A 23,957-nucleotide genomic window follows, 5' to 3' on the forward strand; every position below is an offset into this window, starting at 1 on the left:
TTTTATATTTAAAATCGATTAATATATTCAGTTAGTTCTTGTTTCCATAAGTCATAAGCCTTTTGATAAGGTTCTTTATCTGCTAAAGGCTTGTAAGTAAATTGTACTTCATCTGTTGCAACAGCTTCATCAAAAGATTTAAAATCTCCTGCGGCGTAAGCGGCTGCTCGTGCTGCACCTACAGCACCGGTTGTCTCAACTATTTTTATTTCACTTCCGGTTAATGTGGAGATCGTATTAGAAAATATCTCTGAGCGAAATAAATTATCATTTCCTGCTTTTATAGTAGAAAGGTCAACCCCATCATTCTTTAAAATCTCAAGGCCATACACAAATGAAAAAGCGATACCCTCAAGAGCTGCTCTAAAAATGTGTTGCTTTTTATGGATATTAAAGTTGAGGTTTAATATGCGACCACCATCATTATTGTTATTGAGCATGCGCTCTGCGCCATTACCAAAAGGTAGAATTCTTAATCCTTCTGAACCTATTGGTACCTCTAATGCCATTTTGTTCATTTCGCCGTAAGGCAGGTTATCAGTAAGTTGATTACGCACCCAGCTATATTGAATTCCGGTACCATTAATACAAAGCATTTTACCTATACGAGGCGCATCTGCAGTGTGATTAACATGCGCAAAACTATTGATGCGCGTACTCTCTTTTGTGCTTACTCTGTCTGATATTGCATACACCACACCAGAAGTACCACCTGTAGCAGCAACTTCACCGGGGTTCAACACATTTAAAGCAATGGCATTATTGGGTTGGTCACCCGCTCTGTACATAATAGGAATACCTTTGGGCAATCCTGTTTGTTTAGAAGCTGCGCTATTTACTTCTCCCTGATTAGCAAATGAAGGTAATATCTCTGGTATAAGGTTACTGTCGATCCCGGCATCTTTTAAAAGCCATTCTGCAGACGCATTATCTTTAAAATCCCATGTGATACCTTCAGAAAGTCCAGACGGGGTGGTTACACATTTCCCGGAAAGTTTCATGGCAATGAAATCACCGGGAAGCATGAATTTATAAATTTTCTCGTAGATCTCTGGTTGATTATCTTTTACCCATTTTAATTTTGAAAGAGTGAAGTTGCCTGGCGAATTTAAAAGACGCTCAACACATTTTTCACTTCCACTTTTTTCAAAAAGGATGTTCCCTGTTTCTACCGCGCGGCTGTCACACCATATTATAGATGAGCGTAAAACCTCAAGATCCTTATCTACTAATACAAGACCATGCATTTGGTAAGAGATACCTATACCTTTTATATCGTCTGCAGAGACAGAAGTATCTTTTAAGAGTTTTGCGGTCGCTTTACAAAGATTCTCCCACCACATGTTTGGGTCTTGCTCTCCCCAGCCAATTTTTGGGGAATCTATGGGCATTTCTTTTTCAGGGTATTGAGCAATGCCATGCGTACTTCCGTCTTCTTCATTAATGAGAGCAGCTTTAATTGATGAGCTGCCAATATCGTATCCTATCCAAAACATAAATTACTAAGGTGGCTTAAGGTTAAAAGTTTTTCAAATATAAATAACGAAATCGATTGCATGAAGATAAATCTTATTTTATATTCAACCGGGTTGTGAATAATCATTCACTGCACTTCTTTTTTTACGGAAGTGTTAATTTATATGCGAAAAAATCGCCTCTTGATGTCAAAAAGCTGCTTAATTTATGCAATTTTTAGCATTTACCTATTGCAAAGATTTTATATAATTTTTATTTAAACTATTTTAGATGTCTTGAAAGTTACCGTTCATACTACTATTTGCGGGCTGATGCACTTATTTACACTACATGAGTATTAAAAAAGAGATTACCATCTATGATATTGCTAAAGCGTTAAATTACTCACCCTCTACGATTTCACGAGCTTTAAACAACAATCGTAGTATAAGTAAGAAGACGGTAAAGATCATACAAGATGCAGCTAAAGAGATGGGCTATCGTCCTAATTCATTAGCCGCAAGTCTGCGCAATAATCGCAGTAATACAATAGGTATCATGATCTCTCGCATCAACAGACCGTTTATTTCTTCATTGATTAGTGGGGTAGAAGAACGAGCCAGAAAGGCGGGCTATAATGTGATTATTAGTCAAAGCAACGATAAATACGAGAATGAGATCAATAATGCCAAAGCGCTTTATGATAGCAGAATAAGTGGTCTTGTAGTTTCACTTGCTATGGAAACTACAGATTATGGGCATTTTCAGCAATTTGTAGATCAGGGTATTCCTATTGTATTTGTAGACAGGGTTCCTGAAAATTTCACATCCTACAGAGTTATAATAGACAATTATTCTTCAGGATATATGGCGACCAAGCACCTTATAGAGCAGGGTTGCAAGCGCATAGCACATTTTGCCGGTGCGCAACACCGCAATGTTTATGAGGAGCGGAAGAAAGGTTATATAGAAGCTCTAACCGAATATGGTTTGCCTATAGAAGAAGATCTTATTGTTGAATTTGAAACTTTAAGTTTTGAAGAGGGTAAAAAGGCCACAAAAACACTCCTGAAGATGAAAAATCCGCCAGATGGTATATTTTCTTCAAACGACACCGCAGCGGTTAGTGCAATTATGTATGCTAAAAAACATGGAGTAAGAATACCTCAGGATCTTGCGATCATTGGGTTTAATGATGATCCTATCGCATCTATTGTTGATCCCGGACTATCAACTGTTACTCATCCTGCTACTAAAATGGGCAATATTTCTGCGTCAAGAGTTTTAGAACATTCTACAGAAACCTATGATGAGAGCATATCTGAAGTGACCATTCTCAATACAAAACTGGTAATTAGAGAATCGTCTCAAAGAATTCCCTGTTTAGAAACCAAAAAAGTGGGGCAACCAAAGGCTTAATTCCGGAAACAAGCTAATTAAAATTAAAGAGACAAGCATGGCTGCGAAAAGTGGTAACAAAGGCTTGATCACTTTTTGAATGGAAGTTTTACCTACGCTCACACCTATAAATAATACCGCACCTACGGGTGGAGTACATAAACCAATACAAAGGTTAAGTACCATTATAATCCCAAAATGAACGGGATCAATGCCTAGAGCAGTGACTACGGGAAGAAATATAGGAGTGAAGATTAAAACCGCCGGTGTCATATCCATAAAAATGCCTACAAAAAGCAAAATCAGGTTTATAAGTACTAAAACCATTATTTTATTATCGCTTAAGCTAAGCAAGGCATCTGTTACCGTCTGCGGAATATTCTCATAAGACATGACCCACGACATCGCAATAGACATGGCAATAAGCAGCATTACAATAGCAATTGTTGCAGATGATTCTACGAGTATGGGTTTAATATCTTTTATTTTGATTTCCTTATAGAGAAATGCAAGAATAAAACAATACAGAACGGCTACAGAAGAGGCTTCGGTTGCGGTAAATATTCCGGCTACTATTCCACCAATAATAACGATTAATAGAAATAAACTGGGGACTGCCCCTATAAATGATTTTGCGATGGTTCTAAAATTACTGCGTTGTGCGGTTGGGTACCCTTTCTTTTTCGCCCAGATGTAAGCGACAAGCATAAGCATAAATCCGGTTAATAACCCCGGAATATAGCCGGCTAAAAATAGTGCCCCTATACTTACTCCGCCGCTGGCAAGTGAATAAATTATAAAAATATTACTGGGAGGAATCAACAATCCGGTGGTTGCTGAGGTAACGTTTACGGCCACACCATAGTTTTTGTCGTAGCCCTCGTCTTCCATCTGATCAGACATGAAGCTTCCTATGGCTGCCGCTGCTGCACCTGCAGATCCTGCAATTGCGCCAAAAAGCATTGCAGCTACAATATTTACATGTGCGAGGCCACCAGGAAGCGAGCCCACCAGAGCTTTGGCAAATTCTATAAGCCGTTTAGCTATTCCGCCTTTATTCATAATATGACCCGCCAGAATAAAAAATGGTATCGCTAAAAGCGAAAAACTATCTAATCCTGTAATAACACGTTGTGCCACTGTAGTTAAAGCAGGTATGGTTTTGACGCTTATTAAAATAGTAAGCAAACCTGAAATACCTATGCTCCATGCAACTGGAACCCGTAAGGCTATAAGGATTACAAAGGCGAGAACGAGTATGGTAATTTCCATTAAATTATTTATTGGGAGTGCTTAAATAGTGATAAAGGTCATTTAATCTGTAGTAGATTATACAAGCCCCTGCAATAGGAAAAACGAGGTAGATGTAACCCATAGAAATGTCTAGAGCCGCAGATGCCTGGCCAAGTATAAATGATATATATACGTAGCGGATACCACCCACGATGAAAACAGCGGTAACAAAAATTACTACTAAAGAGGCGATAAATATTTCTAGTTTTCTCTTGTTTTTAGGATTGAGGTATTGAGGTAAAAGATCTATAGCAATATGCAGGTTTCTGCCTGAGGCGTATGCTGCTCCCAAAATTCCTACCCAAATAAGGAAGAAACGCGCCAACTCATCTGTCCATGAACTTTGACTGCCAAAAGCATAGCGAGTCAAAACACCCCAGAGTACAACCAGTGTCATCGAGCCAAGTAGAACTGCCAGCACCCATTCTAGAATTTTATCGAGTTTAGATCGCATTACTTAACTTCTTTAATTTCTTCAACCAGATCATACAATCTGGGATTCTCTGTTTTAAGATCTTCAATCATTTTTTCAGATTTTTCTTTAAACAATTCCTTGTCTGGATATGTAACATGAACGCCAGCTTTTTTTATAGCGTCAAGTGCCTCAATTTCTGATTCGTGCCACAATTTGCGTTCGTAAACAGTAGCATCTGCCACAGCATCAGTCAGCCATTTTCTTTCATCAGCATTTAGATCTTTCCAGATTATTGTGCTTATCACCAGAATATCAGGGATTGCAGTATGCTCATTCAGCGTTAAATATTTACAGACTTCATAATGTTTTGAGGTGTAAAAACTGGGCAAATTATTCTCAGCCCCATCCACAACTCCTTGTTGTAGTCCTGTATATAATTCTCCCCATGAAATAGGAGTAGGAGCACCACCAAAACTTTTAACGAGGTTAATAGCTGTGGGACTTTGCATCACTCTTATTTTTAGCCCTTCAAGATCAGAAGGTTTATCAATTTCAGTGTTTTTCGTGTAGAATGAGCGATTTCCGGCATCAAAATAGGTAAGTCCGCGTAGCCAGTACTCTTCTCCTTCAAGTAACAATTTTTGACCTATCGGTCCATCATAGACTTTAAATCGATGCTCGTTATCCCTAAAAAGATAAGGATAGCCAAAAACCTTTAAATCAGGCGAAAAGTTCTCCATAACCGCGGCTGAAACTTTGGTCATCCCCAAACTGCCTATTTGCAGCAGTTCAAGACATTGTCTTTCAGAGCCTAACTGACTATTAGGATATATTTCAATTTGTAATTTTCCATCTGAATTTTCAGCCACTCGATCTGCCAGATAAACCATTGCTTCATGCACAGGGTGATTAGTGCTTAAGCTGTGTGCTAACTTAATCGTTTTCGTATCGGTAGCTTTTTCACAGGAAAAAAGCAGCAATAATATACATGGAATCAAGAAGAACTTTAATCTCATGCCTTCTTGATCTCTTTTATGATAGCGAGGACCTCTTTTGTTTTTTCAGTAAGAGATGCGTAATCGGCATTGTTGACTATTTCTTTGGTAATTAGCTGAGACCCTAAGCCCACACAGGTTACACCAGCTTTAAACCAATCTGTTAAATTTTCTTTAGTTGCATTTACACCTCCTGTAGGCATAATTTTAGTCCATGGTTGAGGTGCTTTTACAGCTTTTACGAACTCAGGTCCATAAATAGCTCCCGGGAACAATTTTACGATTTCACAACCCAATTCTTCTGCTGTGGCAATTTCAGTTAAGGAGCCACATCCCGGAGCCCAAAGTATTTTTTTGCGGTTACAAACCCTGGCAATGTCTTCCCTGAAAACCGGAGTAACTATAAATTGAGCGCCCATGTTCATATACAAGGATGCAGTAGCGGCATCTGTAACAGACCCTACCCCTAATATCATTTCAGGACATTCCTGAGCGCAATAGGTGCTTAATTTATGAAACACATCTTGGGCAAAAAGCCCTCTGTGCGTAAATTCTAATAGCCGGGCACCGCCATCATAACAGGCCTTCACCACTTTTTTTGCAATTTCAGCATCAGCATGGTAGAAAAGAGGCACAAACCCAATTTCTTCCATCTTTAAAGCAACTTCTATTCTTGTATATTCCATAATTCTGCTAATAACCAGCTATTATTTTATTCAATTTATCTTTTAACTAACCCGCCCAGATCTCCGTCTGTAAGATTTTCTACTTCTTCTACAGAAGCAAGATTTGCGTCACCGTAAATGGTGTGTTTTAAAGCAGATGCAGCCACTGCAAAATCAAGTGCTTTATGATCATCATCAAGCGCGATCAACCCATAGATCAAGCCTGCCATAAAGCTATCTCCCGCGCCTATACGATCTACAATATCAGTTATATCATAAACCGTTGAATGTAATAACTCCTCTTTTTTATTATAAAGAACAGCAGACCATTTATTATGTGTGGCACTAATCATTTCGCGATGCGTGATCGCAACATATTTTAATTTCGGGAACCTGCTTTCAAGTTGTTGTGCGAGTGATTGATGTACATGTGAGTGAATAGGTTTGATACCAAAATATTGAGCGCAGGCATATTCTCCAGCTAAAACAACATCGCATTTGGCTATCATGGGTTCCATAATTTCCTGCGGACTCTTATCATACTTCCACAAATTGGCTCTGTAATTGAAATCTGTAGAAATGGTTAAGCCCATTTTTTCTGCAACTTCAATAGCTTCAGAGCAAACTTCTGCCGCAGAATTTGAAATACCAGCCGTAATCCCAGACCAGTGAAACCACTGCGCATCTGCAAATACTTCTTCCCAATTAATCATTCCTTTTTCAATGGTTGTCATTGCCGAAAACTGCCTGTCATAAACAACGCTGCTTCCGCGTAAGCCGGCGCCTACTTCAATAAAATAAAGACCTAAGCGATCCCCGCCATAAACTATATTTTCTGAAGAAACACCATATTTGTGTATTTCCATCACGGCGCTTTTGGCTAATTTGTTTTCCGGTAAACGTGTTACGAAATCTACAGGCAAACCAAAATTTGCAAGTGAGATGGCAACGTTTAATTCGCTGCCGCCATAAACTGCAGAGAAAGTATCTGCCTGACTTAAACGAAGATTATCAGGAGGTGACAAACGAAGGAGAACCTCACCAAATGTTACAACTTTTTTTAATTTCTTACCGGAAGTGCTAGATGACATTATTTAATTGTTTCGAAATAATATTGGGAAATTTAAGATATTCTTTGGCATTTTTATAACAAATGTCTTCAACAATCTTCCCAAACCATTTCATATCTTTTGGTAGAATTCCTTTTTCTATGTCATTTCCTAAGATATTACACAAAATACGCCTGTAATATTCATGACGCGGGTAAGACACAAAACTACGACTGTCAGTCAGCATTCCTATGCTGCAACTTAAAAGTCCCATGTTAGAAAGTGCGTTTATCTGGTCTGTAATGCCATCTTTTTGATCTAAAAACCACCAGGCTGCGCCAAACTGAACTTTTCCCTTTATATTTTCACCGCTGAAATTACCCGCCATTGTGGCGAAAACCTCATTGTCTACGGGATTTGAATTGTAGAGGATGGTTTTCGGTAAACTGCCGTTGTTATTCAGATTGTTAAGAAATTGAGCCAATTGTTCCGCTTGCTGAAAGTCGCCAATACTGTCTACACCTGCGTTTATTCCTATTTTTTCCAGTAATGCCTTGTTGGTATCGCGTATAGGGCCAAGGTGCAATTGCATTGCCCAGTCTTTTTCGGCATAAAAGCAGCCTAAATAGTATAAAATCGCCGATTTATACTTAAAAATCTCCTTTTTTGACAGGTTTTTCTCCTCGATTCTGTCTTTTAAAATGCTGTTTATTTCTTCCTCTGTAAAAGATTCTCCATAAGCATGTGGTAAACCGTGATCTGAAAGTCGGCAGCCATGTTCATGAAAATAATCAACACGCTTTTTGATGGCGGCCTTAAGCGATTCTACATCTGTGATCTCAATATCTGTAATCTGTGAAAGGGTAGAAAGATAATCTGTAAAGTCAACTTTTTCGATGAAAATCAGGCTGTCTGGTCTAAAAGTGGGGAAAACCTGTACATCAGTGTCAGACTCTGCTATTTTTTTATGATGAGCCAGATCATCCAGTGGATCGTCTGTGGTACACACTACCTTTACGTTCATTTGTTTTATGAGTCCGCGGGCAGAGAATTCAGGCTTTTGCAATAAGCTGTTGCAATGCTCATAAATAGCAGAAGCGTTCTCCGGAGTCAAAATTTCGTCAACATTAAAATACCGTTTTAGTTCCAGTTGATTCCAGTGAAAAAGTGGATTGCGCATGGTATACGGAATGGTATACGACCATTTATCAAACTTTTCTTTATCAGAACTTTTTCCGGTAATGAATTTTTCGGGAACACCCAGACTGCGCATCGCACGCCATTTATAATGATCGCCTTCTATCCAGAGTTTCGTCATATTTTCAAACTTCCGGTCATTTGCGATCTCATCCGGAGGAAGGTGGCAATGGTAATCTATAATAGGTTGTTGTTTGGCAAAATCATGATATAATGCTTTGGCGGTTTCATTTTCCAAAAGAAAATCATCATGAATAAAACTTGTCGTCTCCATCATCTTTAAGTATAAGTGCTTATTGCAATTTAAGGGTTGTTTCGGCCATTTTTGGCGCTCCCAGGTCAAAACTTCTGGGCATGGGGCTTGACCCGCCAATGTAAATTTTAAAATCCCCGTTTTCCAGAACACGCTCCCCGTCTTTATTGACCAGCTCGAGCATTTGCGGCGTGATCTTAAAAGAAACTTCCTGAGCAGCTCCGGGTTCTAACGTAATACGTTTGGTTCCGTACAATTGAAAGTTGGGTACATCTACCGAAGCTTTTACATCGGTAACATACAATTGTACCACTTCATCTCCCTTTGTTTTGCCGGTATTTGTAACAGTAACCTTTACAGTTGGCGTTTCGTCTTTTGAAAATGTGGTTGTAGAGACTTCAGGCTGTGAATAAGAAAATGTCGTGTAGCTCAATCCATAGCCAAACGGGTAAAGCGGCTCTGCATTCATATATTTATAGGTTCTGCCTTTCATGGTGTAATCTTCATAGGCAGGCAATTGATCTAAAGATTTTGGAAATGTAATAGGTAGTCTGCCTGATGGCGAAATATCACCAAAGAGAATATCTGCCACTGCAGTACCGCCTTCTTCACCGGGATACCACACTAAAAGAACGGCATCTGCCAGTTCATCTATTTTGGCTAAATTCATTGGGCTGCCGCCTGTAACCACTGCGATGACAGGTTTATCTCCGGCAGCATTACGTAGTTTTTGCAGGTAATCAATTTGATTCTGCGGAATATTATAATCAAGACGATCACCAAAAGTAGCTGATGACAGTGATTCTCCTTCTTCACCTTCCAGTAGGCTTGAAATTCCTAATACTGCAATTGTAGCATCGCTGTTCCCGGCATTTCCTGAAGCCCAGTCGATAGGATTTACAGCATCGCGATCAAGTAGTGCGCCAATGCGATATTGCAACTGGCTTGCCGGGTCAACTTTTGCGGCAATACCTTCTAGTACAGTTACGAGCTTAGGATTGACACCGTAATAATTACCCAATAAAATATCTGTATTTGCAGCATTTGGGCCGGTTACAAAGTATTTAGATAAATCCTTTTTAAGCGGAAGCGTGCCGTTATTCTTTAATAAGACAATTCCTTTTTGTGCTACTTCTTTAGCAAGAGCTCTGTGCTCATCACTATTAACCACATCGCCAGAAATATTATCATACGGGTTGCTTCCGGCAGGATCAAATAAACCAAGTTTAAATCTTGTGCGCAGTAAAATCGCAAGTTCTTTGTCTATCTTTTCTTCGGTAATAAAGCCTTTTTCTACAGCTTCCGGCAGCGCAGGATAAGTATCACCACAGTTTAGACTAACGCCGCTGTTTACGGCAAGTGCTGCTGCTTCAGCTTTTGTTTGCACAGTACCGTGGCCATTTTCCTGATTGTACAGATCTTGTATAGCTCCGCAATCGCTAAGTACATGCCCTTTAAAATTCCATTTGTCTCTTAATACATCAGAGATCAAATATTTGTTTGCGCAACAAGGTTCGCCATTTGTGCTGTTATACGCGCACATAACAGCCTCTACATGCGCATCTTCTATCAGGGCTTCAAAAGCTGGCAGATAAGTTTCCCACATGTCCTTTTTAGAAGCCACGGCATCAAACTCATGACGCAACTTTTCAGGACCGCTATGTACCGCAAAATGTTTCGCGCAAGCGGCAGTTTTTAAATATTTATCATTGTCGCCCTGTAAGCCTTTTACAAACGAAGTACCTAAAATAGAAGTGAGGTAAGGATCTTCGCCGTAAGTTTCCTGACCGCGTCCCCAACGTGGATCACGGAATATATTAATATTAGGCGTCCAGAATGTGAGTCCGCCGTATTGCTTATGATAACCTTTCGCTTTAGCGGCATTATGCATAGCGCGTGCCTCATCTGAAATTGCTGACGAAACCCTGAACGCAAGATCACTGTCAAAAGTGGCGCCTAAGCCTATTGCCTGAGGAAAAACCGTTGCGATACCACCGCGGCCTACACCGTGTAAAGCCTCATTCCAGTAACTGTAAGGCGGAATTCCCAACCGTTCAATCGCCGGTGTGTTATGCGTCATTTGCATCGCTTTCTCTTCTAAAGAAAGACGCGAGATAAGATCGTTCACCCGCTCATCTATTGAAAGCGAAGTGTCGTAAAACGGAAAGTCGGGTGCTGAGGTATTTGTTGAAAAATTATAGGCTAGATCACCTTTTTCCGATTGTTTTTTTGTGTCGCAGGATAGTAGGAGAAGAAAACTTCCTAACAGACAGAATAGTGTTTTTTTCATATATATTTAGGTTGATACAAGCTGATTTTTGCTAAACGATAATCAAATGTCACATAATTTGACAACAAATGCAATCGATTGCGTTGATATTTTGTTGAGGTTAGCTATATTTGGTTAATTATTGGATAATAAAGGCCGATTTTTGGCATTTTTCACCCGATTTTTCAATCGATTTCGAAATTTAAAAAGTTTAATTTGAAACAAAGACATTTAATATTCTCGGTTTTTGCCTACTTCTTTGTGATTGCGGCTGGTTTTGCTTCTAATGGTTATAATCTGTGGTTGCGATATGCACCTATTGATAATGAAAAAGTAGCGACTCAGTATCGACAACAATTTGAGTCGGTTTATTTTAATGATGGCAATGCAACAATTGCAATCGCACAGGATGAATTGAAACGTGGACTGGCAGGAATGCTGGGTGCAGATTTCGCTTTAAGCGAAAAATTCTCTGCAGATAACACTACTGTAATTGCAACGGTCGGGAGTTTAAATGAAACTCTTGCTGAAGCTGTAAAAAGCCAACTTGAAAACTTGGGAAAAGATGGCTTTATAATAAGGACACTTAAACAAAACGGAAAAAATACGCTTCTCGTTACCGCAAACAACGATCTGGGGATTTTGTACGGGACGTTCAGGTTATTGATGTTTATGCAGGAAAATCGGGATTTATCTGCCATAAACCTCGCTGACGCGCCAAAAATCGACCTGCGCGTTTTAAATCACTGGGATAATCTGGATAGAACGGTAGAGCGCGGTTATGCCGGTTTTTCGATTTGGGACTGGCATAAACTCCCTGAATATATCGATCAGCGTTACATAGATTACGCACGTGCCAATGCCTCAATAGGAATTAACGGAACGGTGCTAACCAACGTAAATGCAAATGCGCTGGTGCTTACGCCGCAGTATCTGAAAAAAGTAAAGGCATTAGCAGATGTTTTTCGCCCGTATGGCATAAAGGTTTATTTAACAGCACGCTTTTCGGCACCCCTTGAAATAGGCGGTTTAAAAACAGCAGATCCACTTGATGCTGATGTGCAAAACTGGTGGAAAGAAAAGACAAAAGAAATTTATGAATATGTGCCGGATTTCGGCGGATTTCTGGTAAAAGCCAATTCAGAAGGCCAACCGGGGCCACAAAATTACAACCGCACACATGTAGATGGCGCAAATATGCTGGCAGATGCGGTTAAGCCTTTCGGCGGAATTGTGATGTGGCGAGCTTTCGTTTATTCAGAACATGATCCTACAGATCGTGCAAAACAGGCGTATAGCGAGTTTGTGCCTTTTGATGGGAAATTTCGTGACAACGTATTAATTCAGGTCAAGAATGGGGCGATAGATTTTCAGCCGCGTGAACCGTTTCATCCTATGTTTGGCGCAATGCCAAAAACTAACCTGATGATGGAATTTCAAATCACTCAGGAATATTTAGGTCAAAGTACAAATCTGGTCTTTTTGCCAAAGCTTTTTGAAGAAGTTCTTGAAGCAGATACCTACAGAAAAGGAAAAGGCTCAACAGTAGCAAAAGTAATTGACGGCTCGCTTGACAATAAGAAAATTACAGGTATGGCCGGTGTGGCTAATATTGGGACAGATATCAACTGGACGGGGCATATTTTTGGCCAATCTAACTGGTACGGCTTTGGAAGACTCGCTTGGGATCCTGAAATGAGCTCAGAAAAAATAGCAGATGAATGGCTGCGCGCAACTTTTTCTAATAAAGAGGAGTTTGTAAAACCTATGGAAGATATGTTGATAAAATCCCGAGAAGCTGTGGTTAATTATATGACTCCGTTAGGACTACATCATATCATGAATACCGGGCATCATTACGGGCCGGGACCTTGGGTGAGTAATCTGTCACGACCAGAATGGAATCCTGTTTATTATCATAAAGCTGATAGCCTGGGAATAGGTTTTGACCGTTCTAAAACCGGAAGCAAAGCCACCGCCCAATATTCCGCAGAAGTCGCTAAACAATTTGATGATCCTAAAACTACGCCTGAAAATCTATTGTTATGGTTTCATCATTTACCATGGGATTATAAACTGAAAAACGGCGAAACCTTATGGAACGGAATTGCAAATAAATACCAGCAGGGAGTAGAAGAGGTAGAGCAGATGAAAAAAACCTGGAGCGAAATGAAACCTTATGTAGATACGCAGCGTTTTGAAGAAGTGAGCATGCTGCTCGATATTCAATTAAAAGAAGCGAAATGGTGGCGTGATGCGTGCTTGTTGTATTTTCAGCAATATTCAGGAATGTCTTTACCAGAAGGAGTTGAAAAACCGGCTCATGATCTGGAATATTACGAGTCTTTAAAATTTCCGTTTTCACCGGGAATACGACCACAATGGGATTAAAAACAACTAACTAAAATTATATAATGACGAAAATAGCTATAGTAACCGGCGGGAATTCTGGACTTGGTTACGCAACTGCTAAAAAATTCTGCGATAACGATTATAAAACCTATGTGATAGGTCGCAGTAAAGAGAAGACTTTAACAGCTTGTCAGGAAATGGGTCCTAATGCGATACCTGTACTTTTTGATCTTACAGATTTGGAAGCAATTCCTGAGATGGTGCACAAAATTGCAGAAGCCGAAGGGCAGATAGATGTGCTTGTAAACAATGCGGGCATCAACATGAAGAAGGAGTTTACCGAAGTTACAAATGATGATTTCACCAAGATCATTCATACAAATATTACCAGTGTTTTTGTGATAAGCCGAGAGGTGGTTAAAATCATGAAAGACAACGGCGGTGGTAGCATTGTGAATATCAGTTCTATGGCTGCGCAATATGGTATACCAAAAGTGATAGCCTATTCTGCCAGCAAAACTGCGATAGAGGGTATGACCCGGTCTATGGCTGTAGATCTTGCGCAATATGACATCCGCGTGAACTGTGTGGCTCCGGGATTTATCAAAACACCTATGACAGCAACCGCTTTAGACAGCGATCCTGATCGTAAAAACAAAGTATTTTCAAGAACACCTATGGGTAAAATGGGTGAGCCGGAAGATATTGCAGATGCGGTTTATTATCTCGCTTCAAGCGAAGCTAAATTTACTACAGGTATTGTAATGCCAGTAGACGGCGGTAACAGTATTGGTTTTTAAAACGAAAATAGTATGATTAAGATGCAGCAAACCATGCGGTGGTTTGGTCCTCAGGATACGATCAAGTTAAAAGATATCAGACAAGCGGGTGTGACCGGTATTGTCACGGCGCTCCACCAGATTCCTGTGGGTGAAGTCTGGACGGTTGAGGACATAAAAGAACGGCAACAAGTTATTAATGATGCAGGGATGGAGTGGACTGTGATAGAAAGTCTGCCGGTGCATGAAGATATAAAACGAGGCCTGGGAGATTATAAAAAGTACATTGAGAATTATAAGATCAGCCTGCAAAATATCGCTGAATGTGGCTTAAAAGTGGTGACCTATAATTTTATGCCCATTCTGGACTGGGTGCGTACGCACCACGCACATCTTAATCCTGATGGTACAAAAGCGCTGCTTTATAATCCTAAAGCATTCATCTACTTTGATGTGTTTTTGCTCAAGCGTCCCAATGCTGAGAATGATTATTCTGATAAGCAGAAGAACGAAGCTCTAGCCTACGGCGAAAAATTATCACAGGAAGAAAAGGAAAAGCTGTTTAGAAATGTGCTTTTAGGATTGCCCGGCAGTACGGTGAATTTTACGGCAGAAGAGATTTTGGATTTGCTCGATAATTACAAGGATATCAATGATGATAAGCTACGCGAAAATCTAATTTATTTCCTTTCTGAAGTTGCTCCTGTAGCTGAAGAATTGGGCGTAAAACTCGCTATTCATCCTGATGATCCGCCGTTTTCGGTTTTAGGTTTGCCACGAGTTGTGTGTACAGAAGAAGATCTTAAAAAAATCTTTGAAGCAGTGCCTGTAAATGCCAACGGACTCTGTTATTGTACAGGTTCATTAGGTGCACAACCTGAAAATAACCTGACACGAGTGATCGATAATTATGGTGATCGTATTCATTTTCTGCATTTACGTAATGTAAAACGGGAAAATGATGGCATTTTTCGGGAATCTGAGCACTTAAATGGCGATAATCCTATGGAGGCTGTGGTAGAAAAACTCATTCTGCTTATGCAGGAAAGAAATATTGGCCTGCCTATGCGACCCGATCACGGATTCCTTTTTAGTATGGAAGGTGATAAGGAGCAGTATCCCGGCTATTCGTTAATTGGTCGTCTTAAAGGACTTGCAGAAATACGCGGACTAGAATTAGGTCTCTCTTACAAACTCTATGCTTAACCCTGATTCCTGTGATTAGTCCTAATATTTTTTTGGTAATGTTGAACTTGTTTCAACATCACATCTTCAGTCTGATGACTAATAAATTATCTGGTGAGATCCTGCAATACCATCAGGGTGACGTTGGATTAAAGAACTTTTAAAGACATCTATAATAATGCATAATCAATCTTAACCATCATGAAAAAAAATATTTTAAAAAGCGTTCTGGTTCTTCTTCTTTTTGGAGGGACAATATATAGCTGTAAAAATGCCACAGATAAAGCTGAAGTAAAAGATGAGTCTGTTGCTGAAAACAAAGGTTTAAAAGATTACTACAAAGATTATTTCCCTGTAGGAGTTGCGGTTTCGCCCCGAGCTTTAAAAGATTCCGCAGAAGCCAACTTGATCAAAACCCAGTTTAAAAGCATGACACCTGAAAATGTGATGAAAATGGGACCTATTCACCCCGAGCAGAATAGGTATAATTGGGGTCCGGCAGATGCGATAGTAGACTTTGCGCAAGAAAATGATATGATTATGCGCGGTCATGCTTTAGTTTGGCATCAACAGTATCCGGACTGGTTCTTTAAAGATGCAGACGGAAATCAAATAAGCAAAGACACGCTTTTTGCACGAATGAAAACACATATCACAGATGTGATGACTCGTTATAAAGGTAAGATCTATGCTTATGATGTGGTTAATGAAGCAGTTTCAGATGATTCTAATTTCGTTTATCGCCAGGAATCGCCGTATTACCAGATTGCCGGTGAGGAGTATCTGGCCAAAGCTTTTGAATATGCGCATGAGGCAGATCCCGATGCAAAATTATTTTACAACGACTACAACGCGGTTCGTCCTGAAAAAGCAGAGCGTATATATACGTTAGTCAAAAAACTGGTTGATGCAGGTGTTCCCATAAATGGAGTAGGTATTCAGGCGCATTGGTCGATTTTTGAACCAAGCGAGCAGGAATTACGTACTGCAATGGATAAATATGCGTCTTTAGGTCTAGACGTACAGATAACAGAATTAGATGTATCTCTTTATAAGTGGGAGAAAGAACGCAGAGAATTGAGAGAAGATGAAAGTGATGAATTTACTCCCGAGTTAGAACAAAAACAGGTAGATCAATACGCTATGTTCTTTAAAGTTTTTAGGGATTACAAAGACACGTTGACCGGTGTGACTTTCTGGAATATTTCAGATAGATATTCTTGGTTAGACACCTATCCTGTGAATGGTAGAAAGAACTATCCGTTACTGTTTGATGAAAATCAGCAGCCTAAAAAAGCCTTTTATGAGGTTGTAGAATTTAAAGAATAAAAAGAAATTTTAATATCCGTAATAAGTCTTGAGTCTATCGTCACCTTGTCCCGAAAGCTTTCGGGATTATTTCAAGGTCTCATCATCATTGATTTAATAGCAGGATGAGATGCTGAAACAAGTTCAGCATGACAAAAGGAGAATTATTACTAACAACTGATAATCAGAAAAGAAATATCGCTATGAAATTCCGTTTACTCAACCTTTTCGTTTTAACCGTTACTTTTCTTACAACATCGGCTTCTTTCGCCCAAAAAGTGAATGAAAATTATGTGACCGAAGAAATTTCGCCGGAGAACTTTCCTTTAATTTCACAAGATAAAGTGGCATCACTCTTAGTTAGCGATTCAGATTTCCCCGGCGTTCTAAGGGTCGCAGGACATTTACAAACGGATATCGAAAAAGTAAGTGGCAAAAAACCAGAGTTAATTATTGGAGAATCTGCTAAAGGAACCGTAGTTATTATTGGGACTTTGGGAAAAAGCACATTGATTGATAAGCTGGCAAAAGATGGCAAAATTGACGAAAGTGCTTTAGATGGAAAATGGGAGAAATTTACTACTCAGGTAGTAGAAAATCCTATGGATGGTGTCGAGAAAGCTTTGGTTATTGCGGGAAGTGATAAACGCGGAACCATTTATGGCATGTACGATCTTTCTGAGCAAATCGGCGTTTCGCCTTGGTATTACTGGGCAGATGTTCCGGTAAAAAAACATAGCGAACTTGATGTGCTGCCAGGAATTCACACTGCAGGAGAGCCTAAAGTAAAGTACAGAGGAATTTTCTTAAATGATGAAGCTCCGGCGCTTTCGGGCTGGGCATTTGAGAAATTTGGCGGATTTAATGCCAAATTTTACGATCATGTTTTTGAATTGATCCTGCGTCTAAAAGGCAATTATTTGTGGCCCGCAATGTGGGGCAGAATGTTCTACGTAGATGATCCTGAAAATCCCAAACTTGCTGATGAATATGGTATTGTAATGGGAACTTCGCATCACGAACCTTTAACCAGAGCTCATGCCGAGTGGGAACATTTTGGTGAGGGAGCATGGGATTTCTCCAAAAACGCTGAGAATCTTAAAGAATTCTGGACAGAAGGCATGCAGCGTAAAGGAGATACAGAAGCCATAGTAACCGTTGGTATGCGCGGAGATGGCGATGAGCCCATGACACAGGGAACAGCTATTGGTTTACTTGAAGATATAGTTAAAAATCAGCGTGAAATAATCGCAGATGTAACGGGGAAACCCGCAGAAGAAACTCCGCAAATGTGGGCGCTGTACAAAGAAGTTCAGGATTATTATGATCAGGGAATGCGTGTGCCAGATGATGTTACGCTTTTACTTTGTGATGACAACTGGGGCAACATACGCAAATTGCCGGAGCTTGATGCCGCACCACGTGAAGGCGGTTACGGTATCTATTATCATTTTGATTATGTAGGTGGACCTCGAAATTATAAATGGATCAATACGAACCAAATTGAAAGAACGTGGGAGCAAATGCATCTCGCATATGAATTTGGAGCTAATGAAGTCTGGATAGTGAATGTGGGCGATCTAAAACCTATGGAATTCCCTATTTCCTTTTTTCTGGATTATGCCTGGGACCCTGAAGCTATAGACACTTCAAACTTGCAGGATTATTATACAAAATGGGCAGCAAAAACGTTTGATGACAATTTTACTGAGGAAATCGCCGATATTTTAAGAAAATACACCAAATATAATGCAAGACGTAAACCTGAACTCATCGATGCTTCAACCTTTAGTTTGACCAATTACAATGAAGCAAATAGAGTTGTTGAAGAATATAATAGCCTTGCGGCGAAAGCCCAAAAAATAAACGACCAACTTCCGGCAGAATTTAAAGATGCTTATTATGAGTTGGTTTTATTTCCGGTTTTGGCAAGTGCAAATTTGAACGAAATGTATGTAGCTGCCGCGAAAAATAAATGGTATGCAGAGCAGGGGAGAGCAGCGACAAACGAATATGCAGATAAGGTGAAAGAACTTTTTGATAAGGATGCTGAACTGGCCGACTATTATCACACCGAGTTAGCTGATGGAAAGTGGAACCATATGATGTCTCAGACGCACATTGGTTATACGTATTGGCAGCAACCCGAAAACAATAATATTCCGGAAACTGAAACCATTGAACTTCCAGAGGAAGCATCTTTGGGTGTTGCTGTAGATGGTTCAGAAAAGTGGTGGCCTAATGCAGAAGGAGAAGCTGTGTTACCGACTTTCTATTCATTTGATGATTCGGTTTATAACCTGACGGTTTTTAATCGCGGGAAAGAATCGCTTAAATACACTATAAAATCGGATGTAAACTGGCTGATTTTACCAGATAAAAATCAGGTAATTTCTACCGAAAAACCGGTAAAAGTAAGTGTAAATTGGAAAAAAGCGCCAAAAGGAAAGAACAGTGCAACAATCACTGTTTCTTCAGGAAAGCAGGAAGTTTCAGTTACGGTCAATATCGTCAACGGTGTTGCTGATGACGCTAAAGGTTTCGCAGAAATGAATGGCTATATTTCGCTTGAAGCGGCCGATTTTTCATCTAAAAAGACCGATAATGACTTCAATTGGGGGGTTATTGATAATCTAGGTAAAACCGGTTCTGGAGTTACGCCAATGCCTGTATTTGTAGGTCCACAGGAAATAACTGATAGTTCGCCAAGATTAGAATATAATGTTCATTTAGAATCTAAAGGTGAAGTAAAAGTTTACGCTTATTTTTCTCCTACAATTAATTATACAACCCGCGACGGACTTAAATATGGGATTGGTTTTGACGATGAAGAGGCGCAGATAGTTAATCTGAATAAAGATAGTTCTGACGCAAACTGGAATCAATCTGTTGCAAACAATATTAAAGTAATTACATCAACACATACACTTTCAGAGGCTGGCAATCATGTATTAAAATATTACATGGTAGACAGTGGTGTTGTTCTTCAGAAAATAGTGATTGAAACAGGAGATCTCAAGCAAACTTACTTAGGTCTGCCAGAAAGTCCTAAAGTAAAATAACAGGATATAAATTATTCCTTTCCGGTTAGTTAATTGGGAACTTACCAAGGTCACATAAAAAACCTGTCAGCTTAATGCTGACAGGTTTTTTACTTAAAAGGTACTTCTAATAATTCGTATAGAAAATCCGATTTTTTACATGCTAAAGGGGATTTTTACCAATTTTGTCCGGATTTTTGGGAAGCACCTTTGAATAATATTCATATATAAAAAGAATAAATTCATTAATCCTTATTCAGTTCTACTCTAAAAGGTGATGCCGGTAATCCTTCTTTATTGTAGAGATTAGGATTGTCAGGATTATCTGCCCAAGCATAGCGTATATATTTTGGGTCTTTAATTTCATCGCTCCACACAACTACATGGTCTCCTTCTATTTTGGCTTTCGCCCAAACAAAATTCTTATCGGCGCCAGCTATGGCAAATTCGTTTAAAGTTTCACCGTCGTCAGTCACAAGTCCGCTCCCAACATGAGAAAATGAAAGAGATACTTTACCATCTTGTATTGTGTAATCTTCATACAAAGGCCCAGAATACACAACATCTTCATTATAGGCTAGTTTTAAAGCTGCCAACGCCATACGATCACCTACATCTTTTTTGTTTAGCGGATGAATATCATTCCATTCTCCTAAATCAATATTTACAGTCATTGCTGTGTTAGGTTCGTTAAGTGCTTTCAGTTGTGCTTCCCGTAGCTCAGCCCAATTGCTTTCAGTGGGCAGATAAGACACATCCATATAATTAGGAAGTTGGGCATAGATAAACGGAATTTCAGGAGCCTTGAAAACCTTTCGCCAGCTTTCAATAAGTGATTCCATATAGGCTTCATAAGTCTCAGGATGGCCTGAATTACTCTCTCCCTGATACCATAAAATTCCTTTGAAGGGATATTGTGTATACGGAGCTACCATCCCATTAAAAAGAGCCGTAGGTTCATTTTGTGGATTTATCCTGCGGGTTTGATTACCCTGAGAGGCGGCTGCATAATCAAAAGGTTTAAAAACTTCACCTACTTTATACTGCCAGTAACCCTTAAGATCTACCGTATCTTTATCTGTAAAAATGTAGTAGGGCTTGTCAGGTACAAATCCGCCTTTACCATAATTGTTAGTTACTCTAATAGCAAATGTGTTTTTTCCTGCTTTGAGTAGATTGGCTGATACATCATACCTTCTTTGTGGGTATTGATAAGTAGTATTCCCTACTTTTTCACCGTTAATGTAAAGCTCATCGGCATCAACAATTCGTCCTAAGAAGACAGTAGCCTCTTTGCCTGCCATATCTTTTGGTAACTCGATCTCTTTACGAAACCAAACCACACCATTCAGGTCTTTGGCACCCTGATCTTCCCAATATCCCGGAATATTGATACGTCGCCAATCTTTAGGTAAAAAATCGACATCATACCATTTCTTATCTCCTATTAACCCTTTATCCTTAGGTTGTGCCGAAGCATCATTAGAAGGATTATTTTGCAACTGGTTATTAACAAAAGCGGTGTCCTGATTTTCTTTGATTATCTTTTCAACATCAGGAAATTTTTTAAAACCTTCCTTCGGTATCCATGCTTCTATGGGCGTTCCGCCTACGCTGGCATTGATAAGCCCAATGGGGATATGGTATTTTTCGTAGACTTTTTTAGCAAAGAAATATGCTACTGCAGAAAAAGGTCGTACTTCATCGCCTACAGCTTTTTGCCATTCACCTCCTTCAAGCTGCGGCTGTGGACCATCAAGTACAGGAGTGGTTGGGATTTTAAAATGTCTGATCTGGGGATTATTAACGGTAGCGATCTCATTAGCATAGGTAACATCATGAATATCCATCTGGTGCACCATGTTAGATTGCCCGGAACAAAGCCAGACATCCCCTATTAAAATGTCTTTTACTTCTATGGTATTAGTTCCTGAAACGGTCATATTATAAGGACCACCGGCTTTCATTTTAGGAAGTTCTACATTCCATTTTCCGTCTGAAGATGCTATGGTCTTATATTTTTTTCCATTAAATGTTATGGTAATCTTTTCATTAGCGTCTGCCCAGCCCCAAACGGGTAGTTTTCTATCTCGTTGCAAAACCATGCCGTCGCTAATCAATTTTGGTAACCTGACTTCAGCAATTGATGTAGCTGTTGTTAGGAGCAGTAAAACTGCCGTTATAAATGCCTGAATACTTCTCATTGAGTCCTGAGTTTATAATTAAAATAATTTAATGTTTTTATGTCTTTTTATAAGATATGATACTAACTGATTCAAAGAAAAAAGGTTCCCCAATTTATGAGGAACCTTTGTATTATTTGTTAATCCCAACGGGATATATCCCCCTTGTTCTTAATTTTAATTGTATCCTGGATTCTGATAATTAGCTATGTCACCTTCCATACCATCAAGTTGACCTTGTGGGATGGGACGTAGATAAAGATAAGGTTGAATATCCCGATTTACTGTCTGGGGAGTGTGATCTCCATAATTACTGCCTCCAATTGTATAAGTGGAAGCTAACTCTTCCCACTTTTGTGTTCGTACAAGGTCAAACCAGCGATAACCTTCTCCATAATATTCGCGAGAGCGTTCAGCAAGAATATACTCTATGTCAATTGTTGCAGGTGTAGCGGCCATCATTTCAGCACTGTTATCTTCTAACTTCTCTTCATTGCCATTGTTATCCCAGCGCCATACTCCTGCACGTGCTCGGATCACGTTTACTAAATCTCTAGCGCTTTCTGCTCCTTGCGCACCTTTTACCTTAGCTTCTGCGGCTATAAAATATAGCTCAGAAAATTTAGCAATATTAAAAGGACGAGTACTAGCAGCATTAGGCTGACCTAAACCATCACCATCATTTGTGCGATATGGCCCCAATTTCCAAAGTCCTGGATATACGATTCTGCTTATTCCGCTAGGTGCGATAACAAAATCTGACCTGCCGGGAAGCACACCTGCACCTATATTGCTATCACTACCACCATTAGGATAATCTATACTGCCTGATGGCTCTTCATCGAGGAATGTAAGAATGGCATCACCCGGATTAACTTCTAAAAGGTTTGCATTATATAAAGGTCCTTCAATTCCTGCTTTATCCCAATTACCTCTGTAAACTGTAGTAAAAGTACCATCGTATCTAGAGTCATTTGTTTTATCTGCAAAAGTATTAGTCACCGCTTCAATTGTAGGGCACATACGCGTCCATGGTCTTCCTAAATGTTGCTCTGCCTCACGTTGTACAGAACTAATAGATTCCCATGAAGAGTTTGATGAGCTGCTTCTTATGTTTGTATAATTCCAAGTCATCATCCAACCGGCGAAGTTATCAGGAGCACCGCCATTACTATAAGTAAGGCTTCCTCCATTGTAAAATTCACTCGTTTCTGTATGATCTGCAAAAAGAAGAATCTCATTATTACGATCATTTTCTGCCAGGTTTACGTCATAATATGTTTCCTGTAGACCAAAGGGACCGGGATTAGCAATTGCTGTAGTAGCAATATCATAAGCTTGTTGATAATACCATTGTGGGTCATGACTGTCTGGGTCTGTTCTGGGAGCTTCTGGATAAGTAGGAATGTTATCAGGATTTTGTAACCACCAGCCATAAGTAAGATACGCTTTAGCAAGATAAAGACGAGCCACTGTTTTAGTCACCCCGCCTACTACTCTAGGTTCATCATTAAGGTCATTAACTGCAGCTAACAGGTCTGGGAAAATAGCTCTCGTATAAACTTCAGGAACAGTATTGCGCTCAGATGATCGTACTGGATTTGTATTAAATTGTAATTCTCCGGCACCCAAATCTAAAGGAACACCACCAAAGGTCTGCACAAGAATAAAGTAATCAAATGCTCTAAAGAAACGGGCTTCTGCAATCAAAGCATCTGAAATTGTACCTACCTCTGTAGCGTTTTCAATAATTCCACTGGCTGTATTAATGTTAGGAAAAGCAGCACCCCACAAGGCATCAGAGCGACTACTTGTAGAGGTTATATCTCCTTGTCCAGACATATCCATTACCTGGAAATTCTGGTCGGCACTTTGAGCATAAGTTACCTCATCTGTACCAGTCTCTGTGGTATTATAGTAATACGCCTGGCCATAAATATATCGTAAGTGAGCATATAGAGAAGTTAAACCACCATATACACCTTGTTCAGTTTTAAAATAACTGGGCTCGTAAATACTTCTGGGTTGTTCATCTAAAATATCAGAGCAACTCATTAATGACATGGTCATGATGACTGTGCCAAGTATGATATTAAAATAATTTCTTTTCATCGCTGTTT

16 protein-coding genes are annotated in these 23,957 nt (G+C 39.6%); 6 read left to right on the plus strand and 10 right to left on the minus strand.

Annotation, left to right across the window (positions count from 1 at the left end):
- Positions 1–8: 8 nt before the first annotated feature.
- Positions 9–1,496: a xylulokinase gene (locus ACH3O9_RS10990; RefSeq protein WP_416440339.1), complete on the minus strand. Its 1,488-nt coding sequence runs from the start codon at positions 1,494–1,496 to the stop codon at positions 9–11.
- A gap of 310 nt (positions 1,497–1,806) precedes the next feature.
- Here ACH3O9_RS10990 and ACH3O9_RS10995 point away from each other — a divergent pair, with 310 nt between their 5' ends.
- Positions 1,807–2,874 (plus strand): LacI family DNA-binding transcriptional regulator, encoded by a 1,068-nt coding sequence (locus tag ACH3O9_RS10995; protein ID WP_416440341.1) that lies wholly within the window; start codon positions 1,807–1,809, stop codon positions 2,872–2,874.
- On the opposite strand, the gene ACH3O9_RS11000 is transcribed toward ACH3O9_RS10995, so the two are convergent.
- The 7 genes from ACH3O9_RS11000 to ACH3O9_RS11030 are packed head-to-tail and all read right to left on the minus strand — an operon-like array spanning position 2,839 to position 11,010.
- Positions 2,839–4,125, minus strand: coding sequence for a TRAP transporter large permease (locus ACH3O9_RS11000; RefSeq protein WP_416440343.1), 1,287 nt, complete (start codon positions 4,123–4,125; stop codon positions 2,839–2,841). The genes ACH3O9_RS10995 and ACH3O9_RS11000 overlap by 36 nt on opposite strands.
- A 4-nt stretch (positions 4,126–4,129) precedes the next feature.
- A complete protein-coding gene (locus ACH3O9_RS11005; protein ID WP_416440345.1) occupies positions 4,130–4,600 on the minus strand; it encodes a TRAP transporter small permease in 471 nt (156 codons plus the stop codon).
- On the minus strand, positions 4,600–5,577 hold the full coding sequence (locus tag ACH3O9_RS11010) for a TRAP transporter substrate-binding protein (protein WP_416440347.1): 978 nt from the start codon (positions 5,575–5,577) through the stop codon (positions 4,600–4,602). Before ACH3O9_RS11010 ends, ACH3O9_RS11005 begins: the two co-directional genes overlap by 1 nt.
- Positions 5,574–6,245: a bifunctional 4-hydroxy-2-oxoglutarate aldolase/2-dehydro-3-deoxy-phosphogluconate aldolase gene (locus ACH3O9_RS11015; RefSeq protein WP_416446673.1), complete on the minus strand. Its 672-nt coding sequence runs from the start codon at positions 6,243–6,245 to the stop codon at positions 5,574–5,576. Before ACH3O9_RS11015 ends, ACH3O9_RS11010 begins: the two co-directional genes overlap by 4 nt.
- 32 nt (positions 6,246–6,277) lie before the next feature.
- Complete coding sequence (locus ACH3O9_RS11020; RefSeq protein ID WP_416440349.1) at positions 6,278–7,312, minus strand: PfkB family carbohydrate kinase; 1,035 nt, start codon at positions 7,310–7,312, stop codon at positions 6,278–6,280.
- Positions 7,302–8,744, minus strand: coding sequence for a glucuronate isomerase (gene uxaC, locus ACH3O9_RS11025; RefSeq protein ID WP_416440351.1), 1,443 nt, complete (start codon positions 8,742–8,744; stop codon positions 7,302–7,304). The genes ACH3O9_RS11020 and uxaC overlap by 11 nt, the downstream gene beginning before the upstream one ends.
- A gap of 16 nt (positions 8,745–8,760) precedes the next feature.
- Complete coding sequence (locus ACH3O9_RS11030; RefSeq protein ID WP_416440353.1) at positions 8,761–11,010, minus strand: glycoside hydrolase family 3 C-terminal domain-containing protein; 2,250 nt, start codon at positions 11,008–11,010, stop codon at positions 8,761–8,763.
- A gap of 195 nt (positions 11,011–11,205) precedes the next feature.
- Here ACH3O9_RS11030 and ACH3O9_RS11035 point away from each other — a divergent pair, with 195 nt between their 5' ends.
- The 5 genes from ACH3O9_RS11035 to ACH3O9_RS11055 all read left to right on the plus strand — a co-directional run bounded on the left by ACH3O9_RS11035 (position 11,206) and on the right by ACH3O9_RS11055 (position 19,675).
- Positions 11,206–13,380, plus strand: a complete 2,175-nt coding sequence (locus tag ACH3O9_RS11035) for an alpha-glucuronidase family glycosyl hydrolase (RefSeq protein WP_416440355.1) — start codon at positions 11,206–11,208, stop codon at positions 13,378–13,380.
- A 23-nt stretch (positions 13,381–13,403) separates the two neighbouring features.
- A complete protein-coding gene (locus ACH3O9_RS11040; protein ID WP_416440357.1) occupies positions 13,404–14,141 on the plus strand; it encodes an SDR family NAD(P)-dependent oxidoreductase in 738 nt (245 codons plus the stop codon).
- 21 nt (positions 14,142–14,162) lie between these two features.
- Positions 14,163–15,326, plus strand: coding sequence for a mannonate dehydratase (gene uxuA / locus ACH3O9_RS11045; RefSeq protein WP_416446676.1), 1,164 nt, complete (start codon positions 14,163–14,165; stop codon positions 15,324–15,326).
- A gap of 180 nt (positions 15,327–15,506) precedes the next feature.
- Positions 15,507–16,634 (plus strand): endo-1,4-beta-xylanase, encoded by a 1,128-nt coding sequence (locus ACH3O9_RS11050; RefSeq protein WP_416440359.1) that lies wholly within the window; start codon positions 15,507–15,509, stop codon positions 16,632–16,634.
- Positions 16,635–16,762: 128 nt separating this feature from the next.
- On the plus strand, positions 16,763–19,675 hold the full coding sequence (locus tag ACH3O9_RS11055) for a glycosyl hydrolase 115 family protein (RefSeq protein WP_416440361.1): 2,913 nt from the start codon (positions 16,763–16,765) through the stop codon (positions 19,673–19,675).
- A gap of 224 nt (positions 19,676–19,899) precedes the next feature.
- On the opposite strand, the gene ACH3O9_RS11060 is transcribed toward ACH3O9_RS11055, so the two are convergent.
- Both ACH3O9_RS11060 and ACH3O9_RS11065 read right to left on the minus strand, forming a co-directional pair.
- A complete protein-coding gene (locus ACH3O9_RS11060; RefSeq protein ID WP_416440363.1) occupies positions 19,900–21,858 on the minus strand; it encodes a sialate O-acetylesterase in 1,959 nt (652 codons plus the stop codon).
- Positions 21,859–22,014: 156 nt separating this feature from the next.
- Positions 22,015–23,949, minus strand: a complete 1,935-nt coding sequence (locus ACH3O9_RS11065; protein WP_416440365.1) for a RagB/SusD family nutrient uptake outer membrane protein — start codon at positions 23,947–23,949, stop codon at positions 22,015–22,017.
- Positions 23,950–23,957: the final 8 nt, after the last annotated feature.

The organism is Leeuwenhoekiella sp. A16 (assembly GCF_047946675.1).
Classification (GTDB): domain Bacteria; phylum Bacteroidota; class Bacteroidia; order Flavobacteriales; family Flavobacteriaceae; genus Leeuwenhoekiella.

Coding starts and splice junctions, on each gene's coding strand:
- ACH3O9_RS10995 (WP_416440341.1), top strand. CDS start 1,807: ATGAGTATTAAAAAAGAGATTACCATCTATGATATTGCTAAAGCGTTA.
- ACH3O9_RS11005 (WP_416440345.1), bottom strand. CDS start 4,600: ATGCGATCTAAACTCGATAAAATTCTAGAATGGGTGCTGGCAGTTCTA.
- uxaC (WP_416440351.1), bottom strand. CDS start 8,744: ATGATGGAGACGACAAGTTTTATTCATGATGATTTTCTTTTGGAAAAT.
- ACH3O9_RS11065 (WP_416440365.1), bottom strand. CDS start 23,949: ATGAAAAGAAATTATTTTAATATCATACTTGGCACAGTCATCATGACC.
- ACH3O9_RS11060 (WP_416440363.1), bottom strand. CDS start 21,858: ATGAGAAGTATTCAGGCATTTATAACGGCAGTTTTACTGCTCCTAACA.
- ACH3O9_RS11050 (WP_416440359.1), top strand. CDS start 15,507: ATGAAAAAAAATATTTTAAAAAGCGTTCTGGTTCTTCTTCTTTTTGGA.
- ACH3O9_RS11030 (WP_416440353.1), bottom strand. CDS start 11,010: ATGAAAAAAACACTATTCTGTCTGTTAGGAAGTTTTCTTCTCCTACTA.
- ACH3O9_RS11055 (WP_416440361.1), top strand. CDS start 16,763: ATGACAAAAGGAGAATTATTACTAACAACTGATAATCAGAAAAGAAAT.
- ACH3O9_RS11000 (WP_416440343.1), bottom strand. CDS start 4,125: ATGGAAATTACCATACTCGTTCTCGCCTTTGTAATCCTTATAGCCTTA.
- uxuA (WP_416446676.1), top strand. CDS start 14,163: ATGCAGCAAACCATGCGGTGGTTTGGTCCTCAGGATACGATCAAGTTA.
- ACH3O9_RS11010 (WP_416440347.1), bottom strand. CDS start 5,577: ATGAGATTAAAGTTCTTCTTGATTCCATGTATATTATTGCTGCTTTTT.
- ACH3O9_RS11020 (WP_416440349.1), bottom strand. CDS start 7,312: ATGTCATCTAGCACTTCCGGTAAGAAATTAAAAAAAGTTGTAACATTT.
- ACH3O9_RS11040 (WP_416440357.1), top strand. CDS start 13,404: ATGACGAAAATAGCTATAGTAACCGGCGGGAATTCTGGACTTGGTTAC.
- ACH3O9_RS10990 (WP_416440339.1), bottom strand. CDS start 1,496: ATGTTTTGGATAGGATACGATATTGGCAGCTCATCAATTAAAGCTGCT.